At 74.9% G+C, this 21747-nt stretch carries 15 protein-coding genes; 13 read left to right on the top strand and 2 right to left on the bottom strand.

Annotation, left to right across the window (positions count from 1 at the left end):
- Positions 1–141: 141 nt before the first annotated feature.
- The 7 genes from WMF29_RS11000 to WMF29_RS10970 all read left to right on the top strand — a co-directional run bounded on the left by WMF29_RS11000 (position 142) and on the right by WMF29_RS10970 (position 9870).
- Positions 142–1353 carry a hypothetical protein gene (locus tag WMF29_RS11000; RefSeq protein WP_437328794.1) on the top strand — a complete coding sequence of 404 codons (1212 nt, stop codon included), beginning with the start codon at positions 142–144 and terminating at the stop codon, positions 1351–1353.
- Complete coding sequence (locus WMF29_RS10995) at positions 1350–2384, top strand: hypothetical protein (RefSeq protein WP_437328793.1); 1035 nt, start codon at positions 1350–1352, stop codon at positions 2382–2384. The genes WMF29_RS11000 and WMF29_RS10995 overlap by 4 nt, the downstream gene beginning before the upstream one ends.
- Before the next feature lie 118 nt (positions 2385–2502).
- A complete protein-coding gene (locus WMF29_RS10990) occupies positions 2503–3123 on the top strand; it encodes a LysE family transporter (RefSeq protein ID WP_437328792.1) in 621 nt (206 codons plus the stop codon).
- Between the two features lie 89 nt (positions 3124–3212).
- Positions 3213–5495 carry an iron-containing redox enzyme family protein gene (locus WMF29_RS10985; protein WP_437328791.1) on the top strand — a complete coding sequence of 761 codons (2283 nt, stop codon included), beginning with the start codon at positions 3213–3215 and terminating at the stop codon, positions 5493–5495.
- Between the two features lie 9 nt (positions 5496–5504).
- Entirely contained in the window at positions 5505–7493 is a 1989-nt protein-coding gene (asnB, locus tag WMF29_RS10980; protein ID WP_437328790.1) for an asparagine synthase (glutamine-hydrolyzing), read from the top strand.
- Entirely contained in the window at positions 7490–8455 is a 966-nt protein-coding gene (locus WMF29_RS10975) for a diiron oxygenase (RefSeq protein ID WP_437328789.1), read from the top strand. Before asnB ends, WMF29_RS10975 begins: the two co-directional genes overlap by 4 nt.
- Positions 8452–9870: a phospholipase D-like domain-containing protein gene (locus tag WMF29_RS10970; protein WP_437328788.1), complete on the top strand. Its 1419-nt coding sequence runs from the start codon at positions 8452–8454 to the stop codon at positions 9868–9870. Before WMF29_RS10975 ends, WMF29_RS10970 begins: the two co-directional genes overlap by 4 nt.
- Positions 9871–9875: 5 nt before the next feature.
- Here the strand turns inward: WMF29_RS10970 and WMF29_RS10965 are convergent, their stop codons facing one another.
- Together WMF29_RS10965 and WMF29_RS10960 are read right to left on the bottom strand one after the other, a co-directional pair.
- Positions 9876–10664: a CPBP family glutamic-type intramembrane protease gene (locus tag WMF29_RS10965; RefSeq protein WP_437328787.1), complete on the bottom strand. Its 789-nt coding sequence runs from the start codon at positions 10662–10664 to the stop codon at positions 9876–9878.
- A 219-nt stretch (positions 10665–10883) separates the two neighbouring features.
- Positions 10884–12245 (bottom strand): MFS transporter, encoded by a 1362-nt coding sequence (locus WMF29_RS10960; RefSeq protein ID WP_437328786.1) that lies wholly within the window; start codon positions 12243–12245, stop codon positions 10884–10886.
- A 356-nt stretch (positions 12246–12601) separates the two neighbouring features.
- Here WMF29_RS10960 and WMF29_RS10955 point away from each other — a divergent pair, with 356 nt between their 5' ends.
- From WMF29_RS10955 to WMF29_RS10930, 6 genes are all read left to right on the top strand, one after another.
- The gene (locus tag WMF29_RS10955) at positions 12602–13885 is read left to right on the top strand and encodes a hypothetical protein (protein WP_437328785.1); all 1284 of its coding nucleotides are present in this window, start codon (positions 12602–12604) and stop codon (positions 13883–13885) included.
- A 156-nt stretch (positions 13886–14041) separates the two neighbouring features.
- Positions 14042–15259: a hypothetical protein gene (locus WMF29_RS10950; RefSeq protein ID WP_437328784.1), complete on the top strand. Its 1218-nt coding sequence runs from the start codon at positions 14042–14044 to the stop codon at positions 15257–15259.
- The gene (locus WMF29_RS10945; protein WP_437328783.1) at positions 15260–16291 is read left to right on the top strand and encodes a diacylglycerol/lipid kinase family protein; all 1032 of its coding nucleotides are present in this window, start codon (positions 15260–15262) and stop codon (positions 16289–16291) included. It abuts the gene before it with no gap.
- A 140-nt stretch (positions 16292–16431) separates the two neighbouring features.
- A complete protein-coding gene (locus tag WMF29_RS10940) occupies positions 16432–18096 on the top strand; it encodes a protein kinase domain-containing protein (protein WP_437328782.1) in 1665 nt (554 codons plus the stop codon).
- A gap of 7 nt (positions 18097–18103) precedes the next feature.
- The gene (locus WMF29_RS10935; protein WP_437328781.1) at positions 18104–20722 is read left to right on the top strand and encodes a Kelch repeat-containing protein; all 2619 of its coding nucleotides are present in this window, start codon (positions 18104–18106) and stop codon (positions 20720–20722) included.
- Positions 20719–21744 (top strand): hypothetical protein, encoded by a 1026-nt coding sequence (locus WMF29_RS10930; protein ID WP_437328780.1) that lies wholly within the window; start codon positions 20719–20721, stop codon positions 21742–21744. The genes WMF29_RS10935 and WMF29_RS10930 overlap by 4 nt, the downstream gene beginning before the upstream one ends.
- Positions 21745–21747: the final 3 nt, after the last annotated feature.

Genomic DNA, 21747 nt, shown 5'->3' with positions numbered 1-21747 from the left:
GCACGACGCGTGCTTTATCGCCGCCGGCGCCCGCGAAGCGCCTGGTGAATCGCTCGCGTACAGCGCGGGCGGCTTTGCCGCGTTGGAGCTCCTTTGCCTCGTGAGGGTGCTTTGAGACGACGTCTGCCTCGGATTCACGCGTTGCTCGCCCCCTTATCGGCGGCGATGCTCTGGTCCGCGCCCGCTCGCCCCGGCGAGCCGCCGCAGCTCTCCTGGGACAAGCCGATTCGCTGCATCCGGTCGCCAGACGGCGGCGCGGTGCGCGTTCAATGCGAGCCAGGCCCGGAGGGCGAGCGCTGCCTCGTCGCGCCGGATCACCTGGCCTACGACGGCGGCGCGCTCGACAAGGTGCAGCCGTGCAACGTGGTTGAAGACGCGTCGGCCTACCGGGCCCTGACCGCGCGCGGCGCCCGCCTCGTCGCCGCGATCGCCGAGGCGCCGCCGGGCTACGCGCGCTCGGCCGACGGCAAGGCTTTTCAGGTCAAGTTCGATCTCCTGAACCGGCTTTACCTGGGCGCGTCCTGGCTGCCCACGTTCCATGGAAACAACGGGCTCCCCGTGCCCGCGAGCTTCCCCCTGGGCCGCGGGAGGGCAGAGGCCGGCATCCACGTGAGCGTGCTCTCGACGCGCTCCCGCGCCCGCCATGACCTGCGCATCCTCGAGGGATCGGCCACGTTCGACGATCTCGAGCTCTCCGGGGTGCTCCTCAGCTACGATTACCAGCACCTGCACCGGCGGCCGGCCCACTGGCTCAGCACCTTCGTCGGTAAGCCGCGGCTTTACCCGATCTCGCCGCGGATGGGCTGGGGCTTCCGGGTGGTGTCGGTGAACGACCGCCCTCCCGCGCGCCGCGACACGCTCGACGTGGAGTTCGGCGAGGTCCATCTCGCGTGGAATCCGTGGCAGTCGAACGACATGTACAGCCATATCCGGTTCGAGGCGGGCGCCGATCTGGGGGAGTACTGGGAGCACCGATCGGAGATCGACGACGGCCTGGACACCGGCGCTCTTTACGTCGGCCCGACGGGCGCCATCAAATCGCGCTTCAGCCTCGGCGAGGGCGGCCTCCACGCGCTCTCGACCGCGTTCACCTACCGGCGCCCGAGCATCGCGGCCGGGAGCGGGAGGGGCGCGGCGATGAACCGCATCGAGGCCACGATCGCCTACGAGGGCATCCTCCTCGCGATCAACGATCAGCCCATCTCGCTGCGGCTCGCCGCGATGGGGGTGAGCCGCAACGACCTCGACAGCGACGTTCGCGACGTGGAGGTCAAGGCCGCCGCGGGCCTGCGGGTGTCGTTCTGGGCTCCCCCGCGGGTGTTCGAGCCGATGCCCGTCTTCGAGGACCCGTGACGGCTCGGCGCCGCCTCGCCGCGCTGCTCGTCATGGCGGCGGCCGCGTCGCTCTCCCCGCGCGCCGGCCGCGCCGAGCCGGCGCGCGAGGAGAGCGAGCGCGCCGGCGGCGGCGATACCGCTGTTTCCGAGGAGGGCCGGCGCTTCCGCGTGCGCTTCGACCCGGCGAGCCGGGTGTGGCTCGGCGTCGCGTCCGCGCTGCACCGGGGCGCGGGCGGGGGGATCGAGATCGAGCCCGAGATCGACGCGGGCCTGTCCTACCGCGCGCGCAGCGTGACGGGCTCCGGGCCGGGCCGCGTGATCTGGCAGTCGGATCACCGCGTCCTCGCCGGCCGGGTGTCTCCGACGGGGCAGGCGCTCGACGGCGTGCCCGCGCTCGACGCGGCGCTGTACGGCGCATCGTTCCTGCGGCACGACGAGTCGCCGCGGGTGGTCTTGCCGATGTCGCCGCCCATCGCGGTCCCCTTCCCCTTCGACATCGGCGTGGAAGCCGAGGTGGGCCGGGTGAGCATCCCCTCGATCCCGCAGCGCCGGGGCGACGGAGCGCCGGCGCCGATGGTCCGGCTCGGCGTGGCGCGCGCCACGGCGATCCTCGATCCGTGGCGCACGGGCGAGGCGGGCCGCAGCTTCGAGATCGGGCTCGGGGTCCGTTACGACGTCGACGCTTACTACGCCGAGTCCACCTCTCCCCGGGCCGCGCCCGCGCGCCGCACGCTCGGTGAGCCCAGGGTGGTCCACCGGATCGCACCCATGACCGCGGGCTCGCTGCGGCTGCGCCTCCAGAGCGGCGACGGGCTGACGGTCTTCGATGGTCGGGGCGACGTCGTCCCGCACTGGACGAGCGAAGGGCGCTGGCGTGTCCTTGTGCGCTCGGCCGCGCACGCCGAGAGGATCCTTGCCGCGATCGACGATCAACCCATCGCCGCGGTGCTCGAGGGCGAGTACCGGCTGCTGCCGCCCGCCCTGGATGTGCAGGCGGTCCACGATCTGCGCGTGAGCCTCGGGCTCGCGTTCACGCTGGCGCTGCGTTAAGGCGATGACCGGGTTGAAACCGCCTGACGACCGCGTCTCGCCCCCGCGCCCATTCGCCGCGGCGCGCCGCGGGCGATCCTTTGCAGCTCACCGCCGCACACCTCGCTTCGGATGAACCATGGCGCTCGCGCTCGTCGTGGGGTTCCTGCTCGGTTATCTCGGATCGATCCCGGCGGCGGGGCCGCTGGCCGTCTTGCTGGTGGCCGCGGCGCTCGCGGGGCAGCCCCGGCGCGCCTTGATGCTCGCCGTCGGAGGGGCCTTTGCCGAGGGGCTCTGGGCGCTCGCCGCGGCCCGCGGGCTCGGGTGGGTCCTCGCGGCGCACCCCGCGATCGATCGCGCCCTGCGGACGGGCGGCGCGGCGCTCGTCGTGGCGATGGGCCTCGCCCTGGCGCTCGCGCCGCGGCGCGCCGCCGAGGCGCCGTCCTCGGGGCGAGCGACATCGGCGCTCCTGACCGGGTTCGTGCTCGTCGCGCTCAACCCGTCGTTCCTGGCGTCGTGGATCGCGTCGTGCGCCGTGCTCCGCGCGTACCCTGCCCTCGCGCCCGCGGTCGCGCCGGCCCACGCGGCCGCGCTCGCGGTGGGCGCAGCGGTGGGCGTTGTGAGCTGGTTCGCGACGCTCGGGCGCTTGCTGGCGCGCTACCGGGAGCGGCTCGGCGCATGGCACGGGCGCCTGGTGCGCGGCCTCGGGTGGACGCTGGTGGCGCTCGGGCTCGCGGGGCTCCTGCAGCGGCTCGCGTGAGATCCGTGCCCCGTGTGGACGCCGGTCGCGCGCACGCATAACGTCGTTCGGATGGGGGTAGGCGCCGGCAGCCTGCGTCGTCCGGTCGTATGAACGCCCTTCCCACCCCGGCATCGGACCGCGCGGCGAGCCCTCGGTCGCGCGCCTCGGACGCGTCGCCGCGCGCGATCTACCGCAGGCTGCGGGCCGGCGAGCCGGCCCCGGAGGATCTCGCGGGCGAGCCCGCGCTCGAGGCCGCGGCCCCCGACGGCATCGAGGCGTTCTTTGCGGCCCTGACCGCGCTCCGCGACGAGGACGAGCGATGCGGCGCGCCCGGCGACGAGGGCGAAGGCCCCGCGCGGGTCCTGCTCGGCTACGCGCCGGCCGCGCTGCTCGACGGGTGCTGGCTCGCCGCGGCGGTGCGCGTGCGCCACGCGGACGGCGCGCTCGGCGCGGCCTGCCTCGACGCGTTCCATCTGGAGTGCGGCGAGGGCGACCCGGCGCGGCACCACGGCGCCCTGTACGGCGCCGCGCTGGCCGCCGCGGGGCTCGCGCTGCCCGATCTCGCGAGCCCCGCATTCGAGCGCTCCGCCTGCCTCGCCGACGCGGACTTCGCGCTCGCGATCCCGGGGCTCCGCATTGCGCAGCTCGGGGCCGCGAGGCTGCCCGAGGCGCTGGGCCACCACGCGGCGGCCACGGTGCTGGGCCCGCCCGCCGCGGTGCGCCGGGCCGCGTCGCGCGCGCGCTGCGACGGCCTGTATTTCGCCGAGCACGCGGAGGGCGCGGAGACGGCCCGCCGGGCCCGCGATCTCGCGCGACGGTGTCTCGAGGCGCACGCCGCTGGCGGGGCGCCGGACTGGTCGCGCGTGTGGCGCGGCGCGTGGTCGCTCTGGGCCGCGCGGCGCGCGTGGCTCGCGTCGCTCCGGCCCGCCGCGGCGCCTTCCGCGTGGGAGGCGATGCTGGCGCTCGTCGAGGCGAAGGCGCGCCACGCGTTCGGATTTCACGGCCGCGTCCGGCTCGACGGACAGGCGCTGGACGGCGCGCTCGATCCGGCGCGGCTCGACGCGCGCGGCATCCTCCTGCGCCTCGCGCGCTCGCCGTGGATCGTGCCGGGGAAGCCCGACGAGAGCCCGCTCGTCACCCGCTCCGTGCAGTTCGGCGGCCCGATGTTCGGCGTGTTCACCGACGCCGAGGTCGACGTGATGCGCGCCTGGATCCGCGCGCTGATCGAGGCGCCGGAGCCTCCGGCCCCCGTCCGCGCGTCGCGCGGCGGGGACGAGCGCGCCGGCTCGCCGCGCGTCGATCACGACCACGACGGGGCCTCGATCGACGGGAATCGTCGAGGATCCACCCCTCGCGCGCAGGTACGCGCAGGGCTCCCGCTGCCGGAGCTCTACCACCGGCTGCTGTGCGCCCGCGGGCCCGGGGACGTGGACCGCGACGCGGGCGAGCTCGCGCAGGCGCACGTCGAAGCGGTGCTGCGAGAGGTGCACGGCGAGGTGTCCCCCGCCCGGCTCGCCGCGGATGGGCGCTGGCCCTGGTCCGCCGCGAGGCTCTCGCGCTGGGTCGACGCGCGGCTGCGCGAGCAGATCTTCGAGGAAGGGCACGCCCACGCGCAGTCCACGGCGGGACCGCATGCGGCCCGACGCCCCGAGCGCGAGCGCACGCAGCCCACCGACGACGCGGGCATCGCGCGAGAGCTCACGCGCGACGAGGCCGTCTGGCTGCTCACCCAGCTCGCGCCGGCGGCCGTGATCGACGGCGCGTGGCTCCAGGGCGCGACGGCCCCCGGCGCGTTCCGAACGCCGGTCGCGGCGCTCCTGCTCCGGATCTACCGCGACGAGCTCGGCGCGGGCGTGCCCGCCCAGCACCACGGCAACGTGCTGCGCAGGGCGCTCGCGGAGCAGGGCGTGACGCTGCCGCCGTGCGACGCGCGCGCGTTCATCGAACGGCCCGACTTCCTCCCGCAGGCGTTCTCGATGCCCGTGCTCTGGCTCGCGTTCGCGCAAGGGTCCATGGAGCTCTTGCCCGAGCTGCTCGGCCTCAACCTGGCCATCGAGATGGCCGGCATCGGCCGGGGGTACGCGATGGCGGCCGCGATCCTGCGGCGCCACCGGATCGACCCGTACTTCTTCGACCTGCACAACACCATCGACAACGCGGCGTCGGGCCACACCGCGTGGTCGATCGAGGCCATCACCCGGTTCATGGACGCCTGCGCGGCGCCCGGCGACGCGCCCGCGATCGAGCGCGCAACGCTGCGGATCTGGCGCGGGTACGCGGCGTACGCGCGCGCGAGCCGGCCGCTCGTGCGCGCCGTCGCGGTGCGCCTCGGCCCCCGGCTCGGCTGGCGCTGGCTCCGGCGACATCTGCTCGGGGACACAGGGAGGTAGCGCTCGATCATGTGCGGCATCGTCGGAGCGCTGGACCTCGCCGGGCGCCGCACGTTCGATCCGGCGCGCCTCGACCGCATGGCGGCGAGCGTGCGGCACCGCGGCCCGGACGACGGCGCCTCCTTTTCAGCGCCAGGGATCGCCATGGCCACGCGGCGCCTCGCCATCGTCGACGTCGCGGGCGGCCGCCAGCCGATGGCCGACGCGGGCGGCCGCGTGTGGGTCTCGTACAACGGCGAGCTGTTCAACCACGCCGAGCTGCGCCGCGAGCTCGCGGCGCGCGGGCACGCGCAGCGCACGCGGTGCGACACCGAGCTGTGGCCCGGGCTCTACCTCGACGCCGGCGAGGGCGCCTTCTCCCGCGCGCGCGGGCAGTTCGCCGTGGCGCTCTGGGATCGCGAGGCGCGCACGCTGCTGCTCGGCCGCGACCGGATCGGGATCTGCCCGCTCCACTACGCGGTGGCGGACGGCTGGCTCCTCTGGGCCTCGGAGATCAAGGGGATCCTTGCGAGCGGGCTCGTGCGCCCCGAGGCCGATCCGGCGGGGATCGACCACGTCTTCTCGCTGTTCGCCGCGGGCACGCAGCGGACGTGCTTCCGCGGCGTGCGCTCGATCTGGCCCGGGCACTACCTCCGCGCGCAGGGCGGCGCGGTGGAGCAGCGGCGCTACTGGGACCTGGATTTCCCGGCCCAGGGCGAGGAGCGGCGCGTCGCCTCGCTCGACGCGCTGATCGAGGAGACGCGCGCCTGCCTGCGCGACGCCGTGCAGCGACGCCTCGCCTCCGACGGCCCGGTGGCGACGTACCTGAGCGGCGGACTCGACTCGACGCTGGTGCTCGGCCTCGCCCGGGAGGCCCGCGGCGACGCGCCCATCACGTCGTTCACCGTCGGCTTCGACGGCGCCGGGCCCGACGAGCGCCGTCGCGCGTCCCGCAGCGCGGCGCGCCTGGGCGCGCGGCTCGAGACCCTGGTGCCCTCGCCCGCGGAGATCCTCGAGACCCTCCCGCGTGTTGTGGAGGCCGCCGAGGGCCCCGTGATGGACACGGCCGACGGGTGCGTGCTCCTGCTGGCGGAGCGCGCCGCGCGCCGGGGGTTCAAGGTCGTGCTCACCGGCGAGGGCGCGGACGAGGCGATGGGCGGCTACGTCTGGCACAAGACCCACCGCGCCATGGAGCGCCTCGCCCGCGTCCACGCAGCCTTGCCGCGCGCGATCCGAAAAACGCTGGCCGAGCTCGCGGCGCCCGGCACACCCGCGCCCACGTTCCAGGACCATTTCGGCGACGTTCGCCCGAGCCTCCTCGACCTGTACGAGCCGCTCTCCCGCGCGCGCTGGCTGTTCTATTCGGATACGATGGCCGAGCGCGTCGCGGGCCACGATCCGTTCTCCGAGCTCGACATCGCACCAGCGCGGATGCGCCGCTGGGATCCGCTGAATCGGTCGCTCTACGTGGAGTACAAGCTGATGCTGGCCGGACACCTGCTGGTGGGCAAGGGCGACCGCGCGGCGATGCGCTCGGGCGTGGAGCACCGCTACCCGTTCCTCGACGAGGCCTTCGTCGAGCTCTCCAGCGGCCTCTCGCCCCTGTACAAGCTCCGCGGGCTGCGGGAGAAGTGGCTCCTGCGCGAGGTGGCGCGGCGGGTGCTCCCGCGCGACGTCGCCGACCCGCCCAAGGGGATGTTCAAGGCCCACGCACTCTGCGCGCTCGGGCCCCAGCCCCGCTGGATCGCGCAGCTCGTGAGCCCCGAGTCGCTGCGAAAGACGGGCTATTTCTCGCCCGCGAAGGTCGCGCGCGAGCAGCGCTTCCAGCGGATCCTTCCCGCGCTCGCCCCGCGGCGGATCGTCGCCGACGGGAGCTACACCGCCGTGGTCACCACGCAGCTGTGGCACCACCTGTTCCTCGGCGGCGGGCTGTGCGAGCTGCCCGCGTGGTCGCCGCCGGCGCCCGTGGCCGCAGACGAGCGCGCGGTCGCGTCGATCGAGAGGACGGTCCCATCGTGAGCCTCCAGCTCTCCGCCGATCCCGCGCTCCACGGCCACGAAGGCAGCCCTCGAACGCCGCCCCACGACGGAGAGGCGGCCGCGCGCGAGGACCGGCTCCACGCGGCGGTGCGCCGGCGCTGGGACCGCGTCGACTGGACGCGCCCGATCCCGGCCGATGCGCTGGTGATCCCCGAGGCGCACTACATGGACGTCGCGGGCCTCGGCCTCACGGAGCGCCAGCGCGTCGCGATCAACCGGCTGTTCGCGTGCTTCACGTGCGAGCTGTTCATCCACTTCGAGGGCTACGTGATCCGGTACCTCGAGCGGTCGGCCCACCGCGCGCCGTACCTGTCCGCGCCCGTCATCGCCCGCTTCGTCGCCGAGGAGCGCACGCACGCGGAGATGTTCCGCCGGCTCCTTCACAGGCTCCGGCCGGATCTCTACCCGAGCGACGCGGCGCCGCCGCGCTTCCTGCGCTGGGGCCGCGGCGACGACGCGGCGCTGCGCCTGGCCCCGGCCGGCACGTTCTTCCTGCTCGCGTGGTACTTCGAGGAGATCACGCTCTTCGTGCCGCGGGCGATCGAGGCCCGGCCCGATCAGAGCGCGGCGCTCGTCGCCGAGATCATGGCGCTCCACGCGCGCGAGGAGGCGCCGCACGTCGCCATCGACGAGCGCGTGCTCCTGCACCTGAACGAGCGCTGTCCGCGCTGGCTCGCCGCGATCCAGACGGCCCTCGCGCTGCCCTTCCTCGTGTACGTCGACGGCGTGGTCGGCGACGCCTGGCGCCGCCTCGTGGCCTCGGCCGGGAGCGAGCTGGGCCTCGACGCGTCGCAGCGGCGGCGGCTCGGCGCGCGCGCCCCGACGCAGTCCGATCGCTGGGGCACCGAGAGCTTCACGCGCAAGCTGGAGGGCCGCGGGCTCGCGGGAGCGCGGCCGCTCTGCTGGGCGCTGCGCCGCGCGCTGCGCACGGACGCCGCGTGAGCTCCGGGCTCGCGTACATCGGCGACAGCCACGGCATCCTCTCCGCGTGCCGCGACCTCATCGAGGCCGCCGAGCAGAGCGTCGTCCTGCAGATGTACCTCTTCGCGGCGAACGGCGACCAGACCACGCTGCTGCCGCGCCCGGGGGCGTTCCCCTACGCCGACACGGTCGCCGACTGGCTGATCGCCAAGAAGCGCGCGCGGCCCGACGCGACCATCGTGGTGATCCTGGACAGCAACACGCCCGCGAACCCCGCCCTGACGCGCCGCCGCGGCGCGCTGGTGCGGAGGCGCCTCGCGGACGCGGGCGTCCTCGTGCTGAACGCCTGCCTGTTCGGCGCGCGGTTCGACCGGCGCCGCCGGCTCCTGCCCCGGATGAACTTCCACCTCGACCACGCGCGCGTGGCGATCGAGGACTGGGTCGAGCACCAGAACCGCTGGCAGGTGCTGCACAACGTCGAGGACCACCGGAAGAACCTGGTGATCGACGGCGGGCGCGCCGGCGCGATCACGTCGCACAACTTCATCGACGCGGCGTTCGACTGGCACGAGAACCTATTCTGGCTCACGGGCGCCGTGGCCCGCCGGCTCTGGCGCATCGCGATGGCGGCGATCGACGAGGCGCTCACCCTCCCGCAGGCGATCGGCGACGAGGGCCGCGCCGCGCTCCACGCGCTCATCTCCGAAGCCGCGCGCGCCGCGCGCGGGCCCGACGATCTCGGGACGGAGGTCGCCTCCCCGACGCCAACGCTCGCGCCGGTGCCGGGGTACGCCGGCGGCCTGCGCGTCCCCCTCCCCCCGCCCGGCGCGCTCACCGTCGCGGGCGACGAGACGTGCGCGCTCGTCGAGCACGAGGCGATCCGCGCGCGCCTCGCGGAGACGTTCGACGGCGCGGCGGCGGGCGACGAGCTCCTCGTCGCGACGACGTACCTCTCGGACCTGCCGGTGCTCGATGCGCTCGAGCGCGCGGCGGCGCGCGGCGCCCGGGTGCGCGTGCTGATCGACTCCATCGACGCGCTCCCGCTGCCCCCAGCGGCTGCGTGGCTCATCCGCAACCTGGTCAACCACCACGGGATCACCCGCGCGATCGAGGCCGAGGCGCGGTGGCCCGACCGCTTCGCGCTGCGGGTGCACGACTCGCGCGGCGGGGCGATGATGCACCTCAAGACCGCGGCGCGGCTGGGCGCTCGGCCGATGCTCGTGGGCGGCCAGGCCAACTTCACGCCCAACTCGTTCTCGCGCGCCTGGCTCGAGACCGACCTCGAGACCCGCGATCCGGCCTTCGTGGCCGCGTTCGCGGCGCACTTCGAGCGGCTCTGGGATCTGCCCGCCTCGCGGCGCACGTCGAGCGGCCGGGGGGCGTGGGCGCGCTCGGCGCTGCTGGGCGCGTTCGAGCTGCTCGGCCTCCGGCCCTGACGCGCTCAGCGGAGCATGCCGATCACCAGGGCGGCGATCGTCGCGTCCGCGACGATGTGCGCGAGCAAGGGCGCAAGGAGCCCGCGGGAGCGCTGCCGCAGGAGGCCCAGCATCACGGCCCAGCTGCCCGCCAGGAAGACGCCGAGCAGCCCCCGCGGGAACCCGTGCGCGTGCTGCGCGCCGAACGAGGCGGCCTGCAGGACCACCGCGACGCGCGCGCCCCACGCCGCCGCGAGGCTGGGCTGGAGCACCCCGCGCCAGATCACCTCCTCCAGCGTGGCGTTCAGCACGGCGAAGACCGCGCCTCCCGCGATGAGCACCGGCGTCGACACCTGGAGCAGCTCCGAGCCGGTGATGTCGCGGAGGTCGGGCCGGGCGAACGCGAGCCACCCGACGAGCGCGACCGGCGTGACGCCGCCGACGAGCGCCGCCCAGCGCTTCGGGAGCCCGCCGGCCGCGCGCCAGCCCTCGGGCGGACGCAGCGCGGGCGCGAGCCGCGAGAGGCCACCGTAGGCCGCGAGCGCGAGGACCATGGCGAGCTGCCAGACGACGCCGAGGCGCATCGCCACGACGATGCACGCCGCGAGCGCCGCGACGGCGCGCGCCGGCCCCTGCGCCACGCGGGCCGCGAGCAGCGCTACGAGGACCGCGGCCACGGCGACGGCGAGCGTCGCGCGCGGGAACGCGGGCGCGTCGAGCGCGGCCTGGAGCGCCAGGAGGCCGAGGGAGATCAGGCTCAGCGCGCGGTCGGCGCGCGCCTTCGGCTCGGAGAGGGCGGACGAGGGCTCTTGCATCGGGATCGCGCGGAGGAGTGCAATCTACCTGGTTCCACCCGCCAGGAGTCCGCCCTGGGATCCGGACAGAGAGTTCAACGCAAAGGCGCAAAGGCGCAAAGGCGCGAAGGCGCAAAAAAACAAATGTGCATTTTTGCGTCTTTGCACCCTGGCGCCTTTGCGTTGAACTCTCTCCCCGCTCGCGAGGCAGATCCCTGGCGGGGTTCCGACCCGCGGTAATTAGTCTCGCGGCACCAGACGCGACAGGACGACCCCCGGGATCGACGCCGCGAACGCGATCGCGAAGAACGCCGTGAACCCCACGCTGGCGGCCAGGTAACCGCTCAGGCTGCCGGCGAACGTCGCGGAGACCGACATGAGCGCCGACCCGATCGCGAAGTGCGACGACTTGTAGCCGTCCACGCACCGCCGCATGAGGAACACCGCGAGCACCGCCGTCCCGATGCCGGCGGCGAGCTGCTCGAGCGTGACGAGCGCGACGACCCACGGGAGCGCCGGCCGCGCCCACGCGAGCGCCACGTACAGCAGGATCGCCGAGCTCTGCACGAGCGCGATCGGGAAGATGGTCCGCGAGAGCCCCCACCGCTTGATGATCACCCCGCCGAGGATCGAGCCGGCGATCGAGGCGACCGTCCCGACCCCGCCCACGTTGCCGCGCGCCGCCGTGTCGAGGCCGAGGCTCTTCAGCAGCGGCGACGACATCGCGAACATGAGCGCGTCGCCTGCCCGGTAGCAGAGGATGAACGCCAGGCTCGACGCGATCTTCGGCTGCCGGAGGTACGCGCGGAATGGCTCGATGTAGCGCCGCAGCCCGGTCGCTGCTGGCGCGGCGCCGGCTCCGGGCGCGGCGCCGGCTCCGGGCGTCGCGGCCGGGCGCGGCAGCCCCGCGGCGTGCGCGATCGCGAGCAGCGCGAGCCCGCCCGCCGCGACGCCGAACGCAGCGCCAAAGGACGCCCAGCCCGCGAACGCCACCAGGAGCGCGCCCGCGAGCAGCGCGAGCCGGTACGCGCCGACCCGCAGCCCGGAGAACGCCGCCTGCGCGTCCTTGTCGAGCGCCTGCAGGTAGAAGCCGTCGACCGCGATGTCGTGCGTCGCCGCGGCGACGGCGACCGCCCCGAACAGCGCCGCCACGAGCCAGATCGCGCCGCTGTGCGCCGCCGCGGCGAGCCCGAGGACGATCGCGACGAGCGCGATCTCGGCCCCGACGAGCCAGCGCCGCGGGCTGCCGTGGAGGTCGACCAGCGGGCTCCAGAGGAACTTGAGGTTCCACGGGAGCCCGTAGAGCGACGTCAGCCCGATGATCTCCAGGCTCGCCCCCGCCGCCGTGAAGAACTCCCCCGCCACCTTGTGCGCGATCGCGTAGGGAAGGCCCTCGGCAAAGTAGGTCGACGAGATCCACAGGCCCCGGCCCGCCCCTCCCGCCGCGGCGTCGGGCGCCGCCGCCACGCCGGACGACGCGGCCTCACCGGGCGCCTCCGAAGAGGCGCCGCGCCTCGGCGGCTCCGCTCCCTGCTCGGGCAGCGCGGCGCGCGCCGGGACCGCGGGCTCGACGGGCTTGTGGGATGTAACGGCAGCCTCCACGCCTTCTCCGGACCCTTACACGATGCGCCCCGGGACGGAGCAAGTTCCGGGACGCCCGACCGCCGCGCCCGACGGCGGAAGCAAGCGCGACGCCGTGAGGCCGCGACGCCGTGAGGCCGCGAGGACGCAGCGGACTCCATCGCGAGCGACGCTGTGGTATCGGTCCGGCATCTGGTTTAAACGGTGAACTGCATGCGACGGGCTCACGCTCCCTCGGTGTCCCCCTGCCGTCACGGCGGCGACGCCGATCGTGGCGCTTCGTGCCGCTCCGGCCGTGCGGCAGCGCTCGCGCGCGCCGACCTCGCGCCGACACGGCCGGCGCCTTGCCCATCTCCGGTCTTTCCGAGGGAGCCAGCGTGAACGAGTACACCCGGCGCGAGGAGGTCCGCGCCACCTTCATCGCCTCGGCCATCCTCGTCCTGTGCATCGCCGTGGCGGTCCTGCGGCTCGTCACCGTCGAGGGCAGGCTCGTCCCCGACCCGGGCGCGCGGCGCCAGGCCGAGGAGTCCGAGGCCCGCGTCGCGCCAGCGCGGGCGTGCGCCCTCGCCGGCGAGAAGCTGATCGTCGAGATCGACCTGTTCAAGGCGGCCGCGAAATCGGCGCGCATGCCCGACCCGGGCCAGGCACCCCCCGCTCCGCCGCCGCCGCCGGCGACGACCACGAAGGGGCGCGCGCCGCGCAACGCGCCGCCGCCGCCGAAGCCCAAGGAGCCGGACAAGCAGGGCGCGTGGGCCTCGGCCCAGCCGCTCTACAAGCAGGCCAAGACCCTGGCGGGCTGCCGCGAGGCGACCGAGGCGCTCCTCGGGGCTCGGGTGAGCGCCATCCCGGCCTGGGAGGCCATCGTCAAGGCGGCCGCGATCACGCCGCCAGGCGCCGCGGAGGCCGAGCAATTCGAGGCGGCGAAGCAGCTGCTCTCGCTCCTCGGCGACATCCCGGCCGACAAGGTCGCGCAGGCCACGAAGGACGCCGAGGCCGCGTTCAAGGCGAGCGCGGAGCGCGACAGGGAGCGCGCGCTCACCGCGATGGTCCGCGAGCCGCTGCCCCAGGGCGTCTTCTCGCGGCGCGTGGCCGTGAGCGTCGGCGTCGGGCTGACGGTCTGCGCCCTCTTCATCAGCTACCTGGGCGTGCGGGCCGCCTCGATGCGCCGCCTCGCGACGCTGCTCCCGCTGCGCGACGCGGTCCGCAGCGGGCGCCCGGGCATGCAGGCCGCGGAGATCCTGAAGACCGCCGCGGCGCACAACAGCGGCGAGCCCGGCCTCGTGATCGGCGCGGCCATCGGCGGGTTCTCCGCGGCCCTCCTCGCCCCGCGGGACGCCGACCTGTTCGTCGCCGGCGTCATGGCGGGCCTCCTCATCGGCCTCGGCGCGCAGTGGGCCTTCCGCCTCGCCCTCGGCGCGGGCCGCTGGCGCGCCCGCACAACGGAGCTCGCCGAGGTCGAGAAGCCGGCCATCCCCATCGTGCTCGTCCTGAGCGGCGTGAAGCCCGGCCTCGAGCTCGAGTTCATCCAGTTCCTGCGCTCGCTGCCCCCCACCGACGCCGCGGCGGCGGTCGAGAAGCTCGCCTCCCAGGCCGAGGAGCGCATCCTCGCCGCCGCCGATGCGGGCGCCGCCCTCACCCAGGGGAAGCCGCCGCCAGGGTGACGCCGGCAGCGTGACGCCGGCCGGCGCGGGGGGAGTGCCTGCCCCCAGCACGGCCCCAGAACTCCCGCGGGGTGTCGCCGCGAACACACAGCGGCGGCAGCCCTGCACCGAGCGCTCGATCCGCACGCCGTTCCATGGAATGGAGGCGCTCCCGACATGAGACACCCCCTGCAGGCTCGCCGGCCGTCCGGGCGATGGGCGCTCCTCTCGCTGCTCGCCGCCACCTGGTGGCTCGCCGCGCCCCCTGCAGCGGCGCAGGACACGGCCGCTCCGAAGGCCGCCGCGCCGCAGGCCGACGACGCTCCGCCCGCGACGCACACCGCCGCGCTGCAGGCCGATGCGCCGCTGGCCGTAGCGCCGCAGGCCGACAGCCCTCCGGCGGCGGGCGGCGCGCCCCCGACGGACGGGGCAGCCGGCGCCGGTGCGCCGTCGGGCGGCGCGGACGGTGCGGGTGGCGCCGGCGGCGCGGCCTCGGACGCCGGCCAGCGCAGCGCGGCGCGGCGCGACAGGCCCGGGGCGACGAGCAGCCGCGCCGCCCCCTCGAAAAAGCGCCGCGGGGACATCAACCCGTGCATGACGCCCGATCCGGGCTGGGGCGTCTACGACCCGTGGTCCCGCGCGCCCTCGATCGGGCAGATGATCATGCCCCACCGGGGCGGGGTCACGAAGCGCGGCGGCTTCGACGTCATCATCCACTTCCACGGCCACGAGGCGCTCCGGAAGGAGTTCGTGAAGACCGCCGAAGGCGCCGTCCTCGTCGGCATCGATCTCGGCATCGGCTCCGGCGCGTACTCGAGCGCGTTCTCGGCGCCGTACGTCTTCGAGAACCTGCTCGACAGCATCGAGCGCGCCGTCGCCAAGAAGACCGGCAAGAAGAAGGCCTACATCCGCAAGCTCGGCCTGTCGTCGTGGAGCGCGGGCTACGGCGCGATCGAGCAGATCCTGCGGCAGCCGGCCGGCAAGCGGGTCGACGCCCTCGTGCTGCTCGACTCGCTCCACGCCGGGTACGCCGACGAGCAGCAGCACAAGCTCAAGGTCGCGCAGATCGAGCCGTTCATCGCGTTCGCGAGGCGCGCCGCGGCGGGCGAGGCGTTCATGTTCATGAGCCACTCCTCCATCCTGCCGCCCGGCTACGCGTCGACGGCGGAGACGGCGAACTTCATCGTGCAGCAGCTGCGGGGCAAGCCGAGGGGCTCCTCCCGCGCCGACGTGCTCGGCCTCGACATGATCCTGCGCTTCGACCGCGGCGATTTCCACGTCCGCGGGTATACCGGCGACGACAAGCCCGATCACTGCGCCCACATCGGCCTGATGGCGGACGTGGTGCGGATCCACCTCAACCCGCGGTGGAAGTCGCCGCGAGGCCGGCGCTAGATGGGCGGCATCGGCGTCATCATCAACCCCCGCTCGCGCCAGAACCTGAGCGATCCCCGCGCGGCGGTCCGGCTCGCGCGCGCGCTCGGCGACCACGGCGTCGTCCGCGCCGCGCGCTCCCGCGAGGACCTCGCCCGCATCGCGGAGGACTTCAGGAAGCTCTCCATCGACGTGCTCGGCATCTCCGGGGGCGACGGCACGAACCACGTCACCATCACCGGCTTCCTCGACGTCTACGAGAACGAGCCGCTGCCGCCGATCGCCTTCCTGCGCGGCGGGACGATGAACACCGTGGCCAACGCCGTGGGCGTCCCCCGCGGGCGCCCCGACGGCCTGCTCGCGGGGCTCATCGCCCGCTACACCGACCGCGGCCGGGACCCGCTGCGCTGGGTCGAGCGCCACGTGATGCAGATCGGCGCCCACTACGGCTTCATCTTCGGCACCGGCTGCGTCCACGGCTTCATCGCCGAGTACAACCGCAGCGAGGAGCGGAGCGCGCTCTGGGCCGCGAAGGTCCTCGCCCGCGCGAGCGCCGCGGTGCTCCTCAACACGGGCACCCAGGTCGCCGCGCGCTGGCAGGGCCGCGTCCACTTCGAGGGCGGCTCGGCGTTCCCGGACCGCGACTACCTCGCCGTCGCCGCCGGCACGGTGGACCAGATCGGCCTCGGGTTCCGCCCGTTCCACCGCCACGACGAGCGCCCGGAGAGCTTCCACATGCTGGGCATCCACACCTCCGCGCTCGGCTTCGTCAGGAAGCTGCCCGACATCTGGCGAGCGCGGCCGATGGGCGAGGCGCACACGTTCGAGAAGATCGCCCAGCGCGCGGTGCTCGAGGCCAGGTCGGGCGTGGTCCACTACGTCTGCGACGGCGACGTGCACGAGCACGCGGGCCCGCTCACCGTGCGCATCGGCCCGCGGGTGAAGATCCTCGTGGAGCACAAGTCCGGCCATCGCCCCGCCCGCGCCCAGCGCGCGTCGCACGATGTGTGCACCCGTAGCGAGCGCGCGCATCCCTGCGGAATCGTACGCTGATCATGCACGGATCACGCGCTGACCATGCGCCGCCGGCGCGCCGGCGCGCGGGCAGGCAGCGGCGCGCGGGCAGGCAACGACAGACGGGTGCGCGAGACCATGGCTGTGGGAGGCCAGCAAAGTTAGACTGCGATCGCTCCATGCCGCCGCGCTCCATCTCCGCGCCCGCCTCGTCGACGGACTCGACCCCGCGGCCCGAGAGCGCGAGCCGCTCGTTCGCGGCTTCCGCGGCGTTCCCGCGCGGCAGCGCTCCGGGCTCGCTCGATCCGGAGCTGATCGATCCGTCCCTCGTGACACCGCCTCCGGAGGCCAGCACGCCGTCGCCCGCTCCGGGACGGGCGGCGCGGCGCATCTACCGCGAGGGCGACGTGATCGGCGGCAAATACCGCCTGCGCTACGTCCTCGGCGAGGGCGGCATGGGGATGGTGTGGCTGGCCCACAACGACGTCCTCAACATCGACGTCGCCATCAAGTTCATCCGGCGCGAGGTCAACTCGACCGAGGCGACGGTGCGCCTCCACCAGGAGGCGCGCGCCGCCGCGCGGATCGATCACCCCTCGATCGTCCGCGTGATCGACTTCGGGGAGTCCGATCACCGCGACCCGTACATCGTGATGGAGGTGCTCCGGGGGGAGCAGCTGGTCGAGGCGATCGAGCGCAAGAAGCGCTTCTCGCCCACGGGGGCGCTCCGCATCCTCCTGCCCATCGCGAGCGCCGTCGCCGCGGCGCACGACCGGAGGATCGTCCACCGCGATCTCAAGCCCGAGAACATCTTCCTCGTGAAGAACGATCGCGGCGACATCACCCCGAAGATCGTCGACTTCGGCATCGCCAAGGTGTGGAGCGAGACGGCGAGCGGCGAGATGACCAAGGCGGGCACGGTGCTCGGCAGCCCCGATTACATGTCGCCGGAGCAGGCGCGCGGCATCACCGACGTCGACGGGCAGACCGACGTCTGGGCGTTCGCCGTGGTGCTCTACGAGACGATCACCGGCCAGAAGCCGTTCCAGGGCGGCAACTACCACGACCTCGTCGCGGCGATCCTCGTCAAGGATCCGACGCCGATCACCGCGCTCGGCGTGGGCGACGAGGCGCTGTGGGCCATCATCGCGCGCGGCCTCGGGAAGGAGCGCTTCAACAGGTGGCGGACCATGCGCGAGATGGGCGTTGCGCTCGCGCGGTGGGCGACCGAGAACGGCGTCGTGGAGGACGTGACAGGGACCTCGCTCGCCATGCACTGGCTGAGCGACGGCGAGCAGCGGCCCCTCTCCGAGCGGCCGGCGGTGCGGGCGCAGCAGCGGCGCCTCTCCGAGCGGCCGGCGTTGGCGGTGCGGGCGCAGAGGAGCAGCGAGGACCACCTGGAGGCCGCTGTACACCCTGTGCACCACGAGGCCGCTCGCCCGAGCGGGGACCGGCGGCGCGTCGCCGTCGTCGCGGCGGCGGGGCTGGCGACGCTCTTGATCCTCGGCGCCGCGCTGTTCTCCCTGCGCGCCATGAACGCGCGGGACGGCAGCGCCGAGCCCGCGCCTGCGGCGCCGACCGCCGCGTCGCAGGCCGCCGCCGCACCATCGACAGCGCAGGGCCCCGCGCCCGAGAGCCGCCCCGAGCCGGCGCGCACGGCCGAGCCGCAGCCCTCGGCCGGCGCGCCCCGCCTCGGACCGGCGGAGGGCCCCACCGCGAGCGCCCACGCGCGGGAGCCCGCGCCGGCGCCCCGGAGCGCCGGCTCCCGACGGACCGCGCCCTCGCGGGCGGGTGCGAAGACCTCTGGCGCCGCCTTGCCGGTCCCTTCCCGGCCGAACTTCTAGCGTCGCGATGTCTTCCCAGGAAAGCCCCGCGCGCGAGGCGCGACATGGAAGGTCCACGGCCGGCGCGCGCTGGCCGCTGCTGCTCGCGCTGGCCGTGCTCACCGGCGCCTGCTCGCTGCTCGCGGAGAGCGCCCTCTCCGACAAACCCTCCGAGGGCGGGCAGGACGCGACCTCGACGGGCGGCGGCTGCGCGCCCGACTGCCCGGACGGCGCCTGCTGCGGCGGTACGTGCGTCGCGCTGGACACGGACCGGGAGCACTGCGGCGCCTGCGGCAACGCGTGCGGCGACGGGGAGTCGTGCTGCGGCGGGTCGTGCACCAGCGTGCTGAACGATCCCTCGCACTGCGGCGCGTGCGGCGCGGCGTGCCCGAACACCCTCTGCGTGGGCGGCCACTGCTCGTCCGAGTGCGTCTTCGGCTTCGACAACTGCGACGGGAACGTCGTCACCAACGGCTGCGAGGTCGATCTCACGAGCGATCCCGAGCGCTGCGGCGGTTGCTCGCTCCGTTGCCCCTCGGGCGCCATCTGCGCCGCGGGGCAGTGCGCCTGCGCGCCGCCGCTCCTCGACTGCGACAACCTCCACGACACGGGGTGCGAGATCGACGGCTCCTCGGATCCCGCGAACTGCGGCGCCTGCGGCGTCACCTGCGGGCCGAACATGGCGTGTCAGGCCGGCGTGTGCGGGTGCGCTCCGGGATACGCCGACTGCAACGGCTCGCCCGACGACGGCTGCGAGGCCACGCTCGGGACAGAGGCGGACTGCCGGAGCTGCGGGGATGCGTGCGCGGCCGGCATGATCTGCGATGGCCGCAGCGGCTGCGCCTGCGCGGGCGGGCGCCTCGACTGCGACGGCGCGCCTGGCTGCGAGGCGATCGGCATCGACCCGACGACCTGCGGAGCGTGCGACGTGCGGTGCGCGCCGGACAAGGCCTACTGCGACGGCGCGGCGTGCGCCGCCGGCTGCGCCCCGGGCCTCGCCGCGTGCGACTCCTCGTGCGTCGACACGCAGGTCAGCCCGTTCCACTGCGGCGCGTGCGGCGTCGCCGCGGGGCCGCACCAGCGCTGCGACCGAGGCGAGCTGGTGTGCGACGAGGGCTTCGCCGACTGCGACCCGGTCGCCCCGGGCTGCGAGTCCGACCTCACGAGGGACCCGCGGCACTGCGGCGCGTGCGCCACCGCCTGCAAGCCGGGCGCGGTGTGCGCCTCCGGCGCGTGCGCGTGCGGGGCGCTCGCGCCGCACGACTGCGGCGCGGCCTGCCGCGCCTGCTGCTCGGACGAGGACTGCTCGGACGGCGACGGCTGCACCACCGACGTGTGCGAAGACGGCGGCGCGAGGTGCAAGAGCACGGGCTGCGCCGACGGAGAGCAGTGCTGCAGCCTCGTCGCGTGCCGCCAGTGCTGCACCAGCGCGGACTGCAGCGGGGGCGACATCTGCTCCGGCGGCGCCTGCATCGCGCCGTGCGGAGGTGGCCTCGTGGCCTGCGATGGCAAGTGCGTCAGCCTGGGCTCGGCCGAGCACTGCGGCGCGTGCGGGAACGCCTGCCTGAGCGGGCGCGAGTGCCGCACCGGCAAGTGCACGCCCGAGTGGGCCCCGATGACGAGGCTCGGCGCGCCCGCGCCGCGGCAGATGGCCGCGGCGACCTGGATCGGGAGCGCGCTCTTCCTGTGGGGCGGCCGCACGTCGGCCGGGGACGTGGGCGACGGGGCGCTCTACGATCCGGCGCGCGACACGTGGTCGACGCTGGGCAACGAGGGCGCCCCCTCGCCGCGCGTGCTCGCGGCCGCGGCGTGGACGGGCTCCCGGGTGCTCGTCTGGGGCGGCGGCTCGTTCACGAGCTTGTTCGGCCTGTCCACCGGCGGCGTGTACGACCCCGCGGCGCGGACCTGGCGCGCGATGAGCACCACGAACGCCCCCGCGGCGCGGCGGATGCCGATCGGCGTGTGGACCGGCACGCGCCTCCTGATCTGGGGCGGCTCCGCGGGCGGCGCCCCCGTCGCCGGCGGCGGGCTCTACAACCCGGTCGCCGACGCATGGACGCCGGCCTCCAGCGCCGGCGCGGCCCCCGCGCGCGAGGGCGTCGCGTGGGCCTGGTCGGGCACGGAGCTCTACGTCTTCGGCGGGCGAGCCGGCGACGCGACAACGAACGAGGGGTACGCCTACAACCCCACGACCGACGTGTGGCGGTCGCTGCCCAGCGCCGACGCGCCGAGCCCGAGGACCGATGCGTTCGCGGTCTGGATGGGCGATCGGCTCCTCGTCTGGGGCGGGCAGGACCAGGACGGCAACGCCCGCAAGAGCGGCGCGATCTACGATCCGGCGGCCGACGCGTGGCGCGGGATCGACGACAAGGGCGCCCCCTCGGATCGCAGCCGCGCCGAGCGGCGCACCGGCTGGACCGGGTGGACCGGCGCGCACGCCCTCATCGCCGGCGGGCGGAGCGGCCTGACGTTCAGGCGAGACGGGAAGCTGTACGATCCGATGATGGCAGCGTGGGGAGCGAGCATGTCGGCCGCGAGCAAGCAGCACACCTTCGGCGTGGGCGTGTGGACGGGGACCGAGCTGATCTTGTGGTCCGGGCTCGATGGGCCCTCGCTGGTGCCCGAGGGGGAGCGGTTCAGGCCGTGACGCCGCGGCGGACGCGTGCGCTCTCGGGCGTCCTGGCGCTCCTCGTCGCGGCCGCGATGCTCGCCGGGCCCGCGCCCGCCGCGGCCCAGAGCGCGGCCGACGTCGCCGTCGCGCGCGAGATCTTCATCGAGGCCTCCGAGCTCGCCAGGCAGGGCCGCTGGGAGCAGGCGCGGGAGCGGTACGAGCGCTCGCTCGCGATCAAGCGCGCGCCGATCACCCTCTACAGCCTCGGGGTGGCCCAGCAGCAGACGGGGCAGCTCGTCGAGGCGCTCGAGAACTTCCGCGCGTTCCTCGTCGAGCCGTCCGCGCAGGCGACGAAGGGGTACGAGAAGCTCGCGCGGCAGGCGATCCAGGAGCTCGAGCGCAAGGTCGCGGCGCTCGAGCTGCGGCTCTCCCCCGGCGACGCCGCCGGCCTCGAGGTGAAGATCGACGGCGTCGTGGTGCCCGCGGCGGCGCTCGATCGCCCGCGCCCGGTCAACCCGGGGGATCACACGGTCACCGCGAGCGCGCCGGGCTACCGCGAGGCGGAGCGGAGCGTCGCGGCGGCGCCGGGGAGCCGAGCCGTCGTCGTGCTGAGCCTCGAGCGCGAGGTCGTCCCGCCGGCAGCGCCCGCCGGGCCGCGGGTGTCCTCGACGAGCGCTCCGGCGAGCGCTCCAGCGAGCGTCGCTGCGGCCAGACCGGTCCTGCGCGGCGCCCCGCCGAGCTCCGCGCCCGACGATGCGCAGAGCCACGTGGTGCCGATCGTGCTGCTCGCCGGCGGCCTGACCACCGCGGCGGCCGGCGCGGCCATCGGGCTGCTCGGGGTCGCGAGCGCGTCGGACGCGCCGACGCGGGACGGGGACGCCGCCGACGCCGCGCGCGCCCAGGCGCTCGCGGGCGACATCGTCGTGGGCGCCGGCCTCCTCGCGGCGGGCGTCGGCGTGCTCGTGATGATCTTCGACCGCGATCCCGCCGGCGCCCCGCGCAAGCAGCCCCCGCCGCGCGCCGCCCTCGATCCGTTCCGCCTCACCGTGCGCTTCTGATCT

Source organism: Sorangium sp. So ce381 (assembly GCF_051473845.1).
In the GTDB taxonomy this organism is placed as follows: Bacteria; Myxococcota_A; Polyangia; order Polyangiales; family Polyangiaceae; genus Sorangium; species Sorangium atrum.
This window is presented reverse-complemented; position numbering and strand designations above follow the sequence as displayed.

Bases quoted from the DNA above. Each gene is read 5' to 3' on its own strand.
- WMF29_RS10945 (WP_437328783.1), top strand. From the start codon at position 15,260: ATGGGCGGCATCGGCGTCATCATCAACCCCCGCTCGCGCCAGAACCTG.
- WMF29_RS10940 (WP_437328782.1), top strand. From the start codon at position 16,432: ATGCCGCCGCGCTCCATCTCCGCGCCCGCCTCGTCGACGGACTCGACC.
- WMF29_RS10985 (WP_437328791.1), top strand. From the start codon at position 3,213: ATGAACGCCCTTCCCACCCCGGCATCGGACCGCGCGGCGAGCCCTCGG.
- WMF29_RS10965 (WP_437328787.1), bottom strand. From the start codon at position 10,664: ATGCAAGAGCCCTCGTCCGCCCTCTCCGAGCCGAAGGCGCGCGCCGAC.
- WMF29_RS10935 (WP_437328781.1), top strand. From the start codon at position 18,104: ATGTCTTCCCAGGAAAGCCCCGCGCGCGAGGCGCGACATGGAAGGTCC.
- asnB (WP_437328790.1), top strand. From the start codon at position 5,505: ATGTGCGGCATCGTCGGAGCGCTGGACCTCGCCGGGCGCCGCACGTTC.
- WMF29_RS10950 (WP_437328784.1), top strand. From the start codon at position 14,042: ATGAGACACCCCCTGCAGGCTCGCCGGCCGTCCGGGCGATGGGCGCTC.
- WMF29_RS10990 (WP_437328792.1), top strand. From the start codon at position 2,503: ATGGCGCTCGCGCTCGTCGTGGGGTTCCTGCTCGGTTATCTCGGATCG.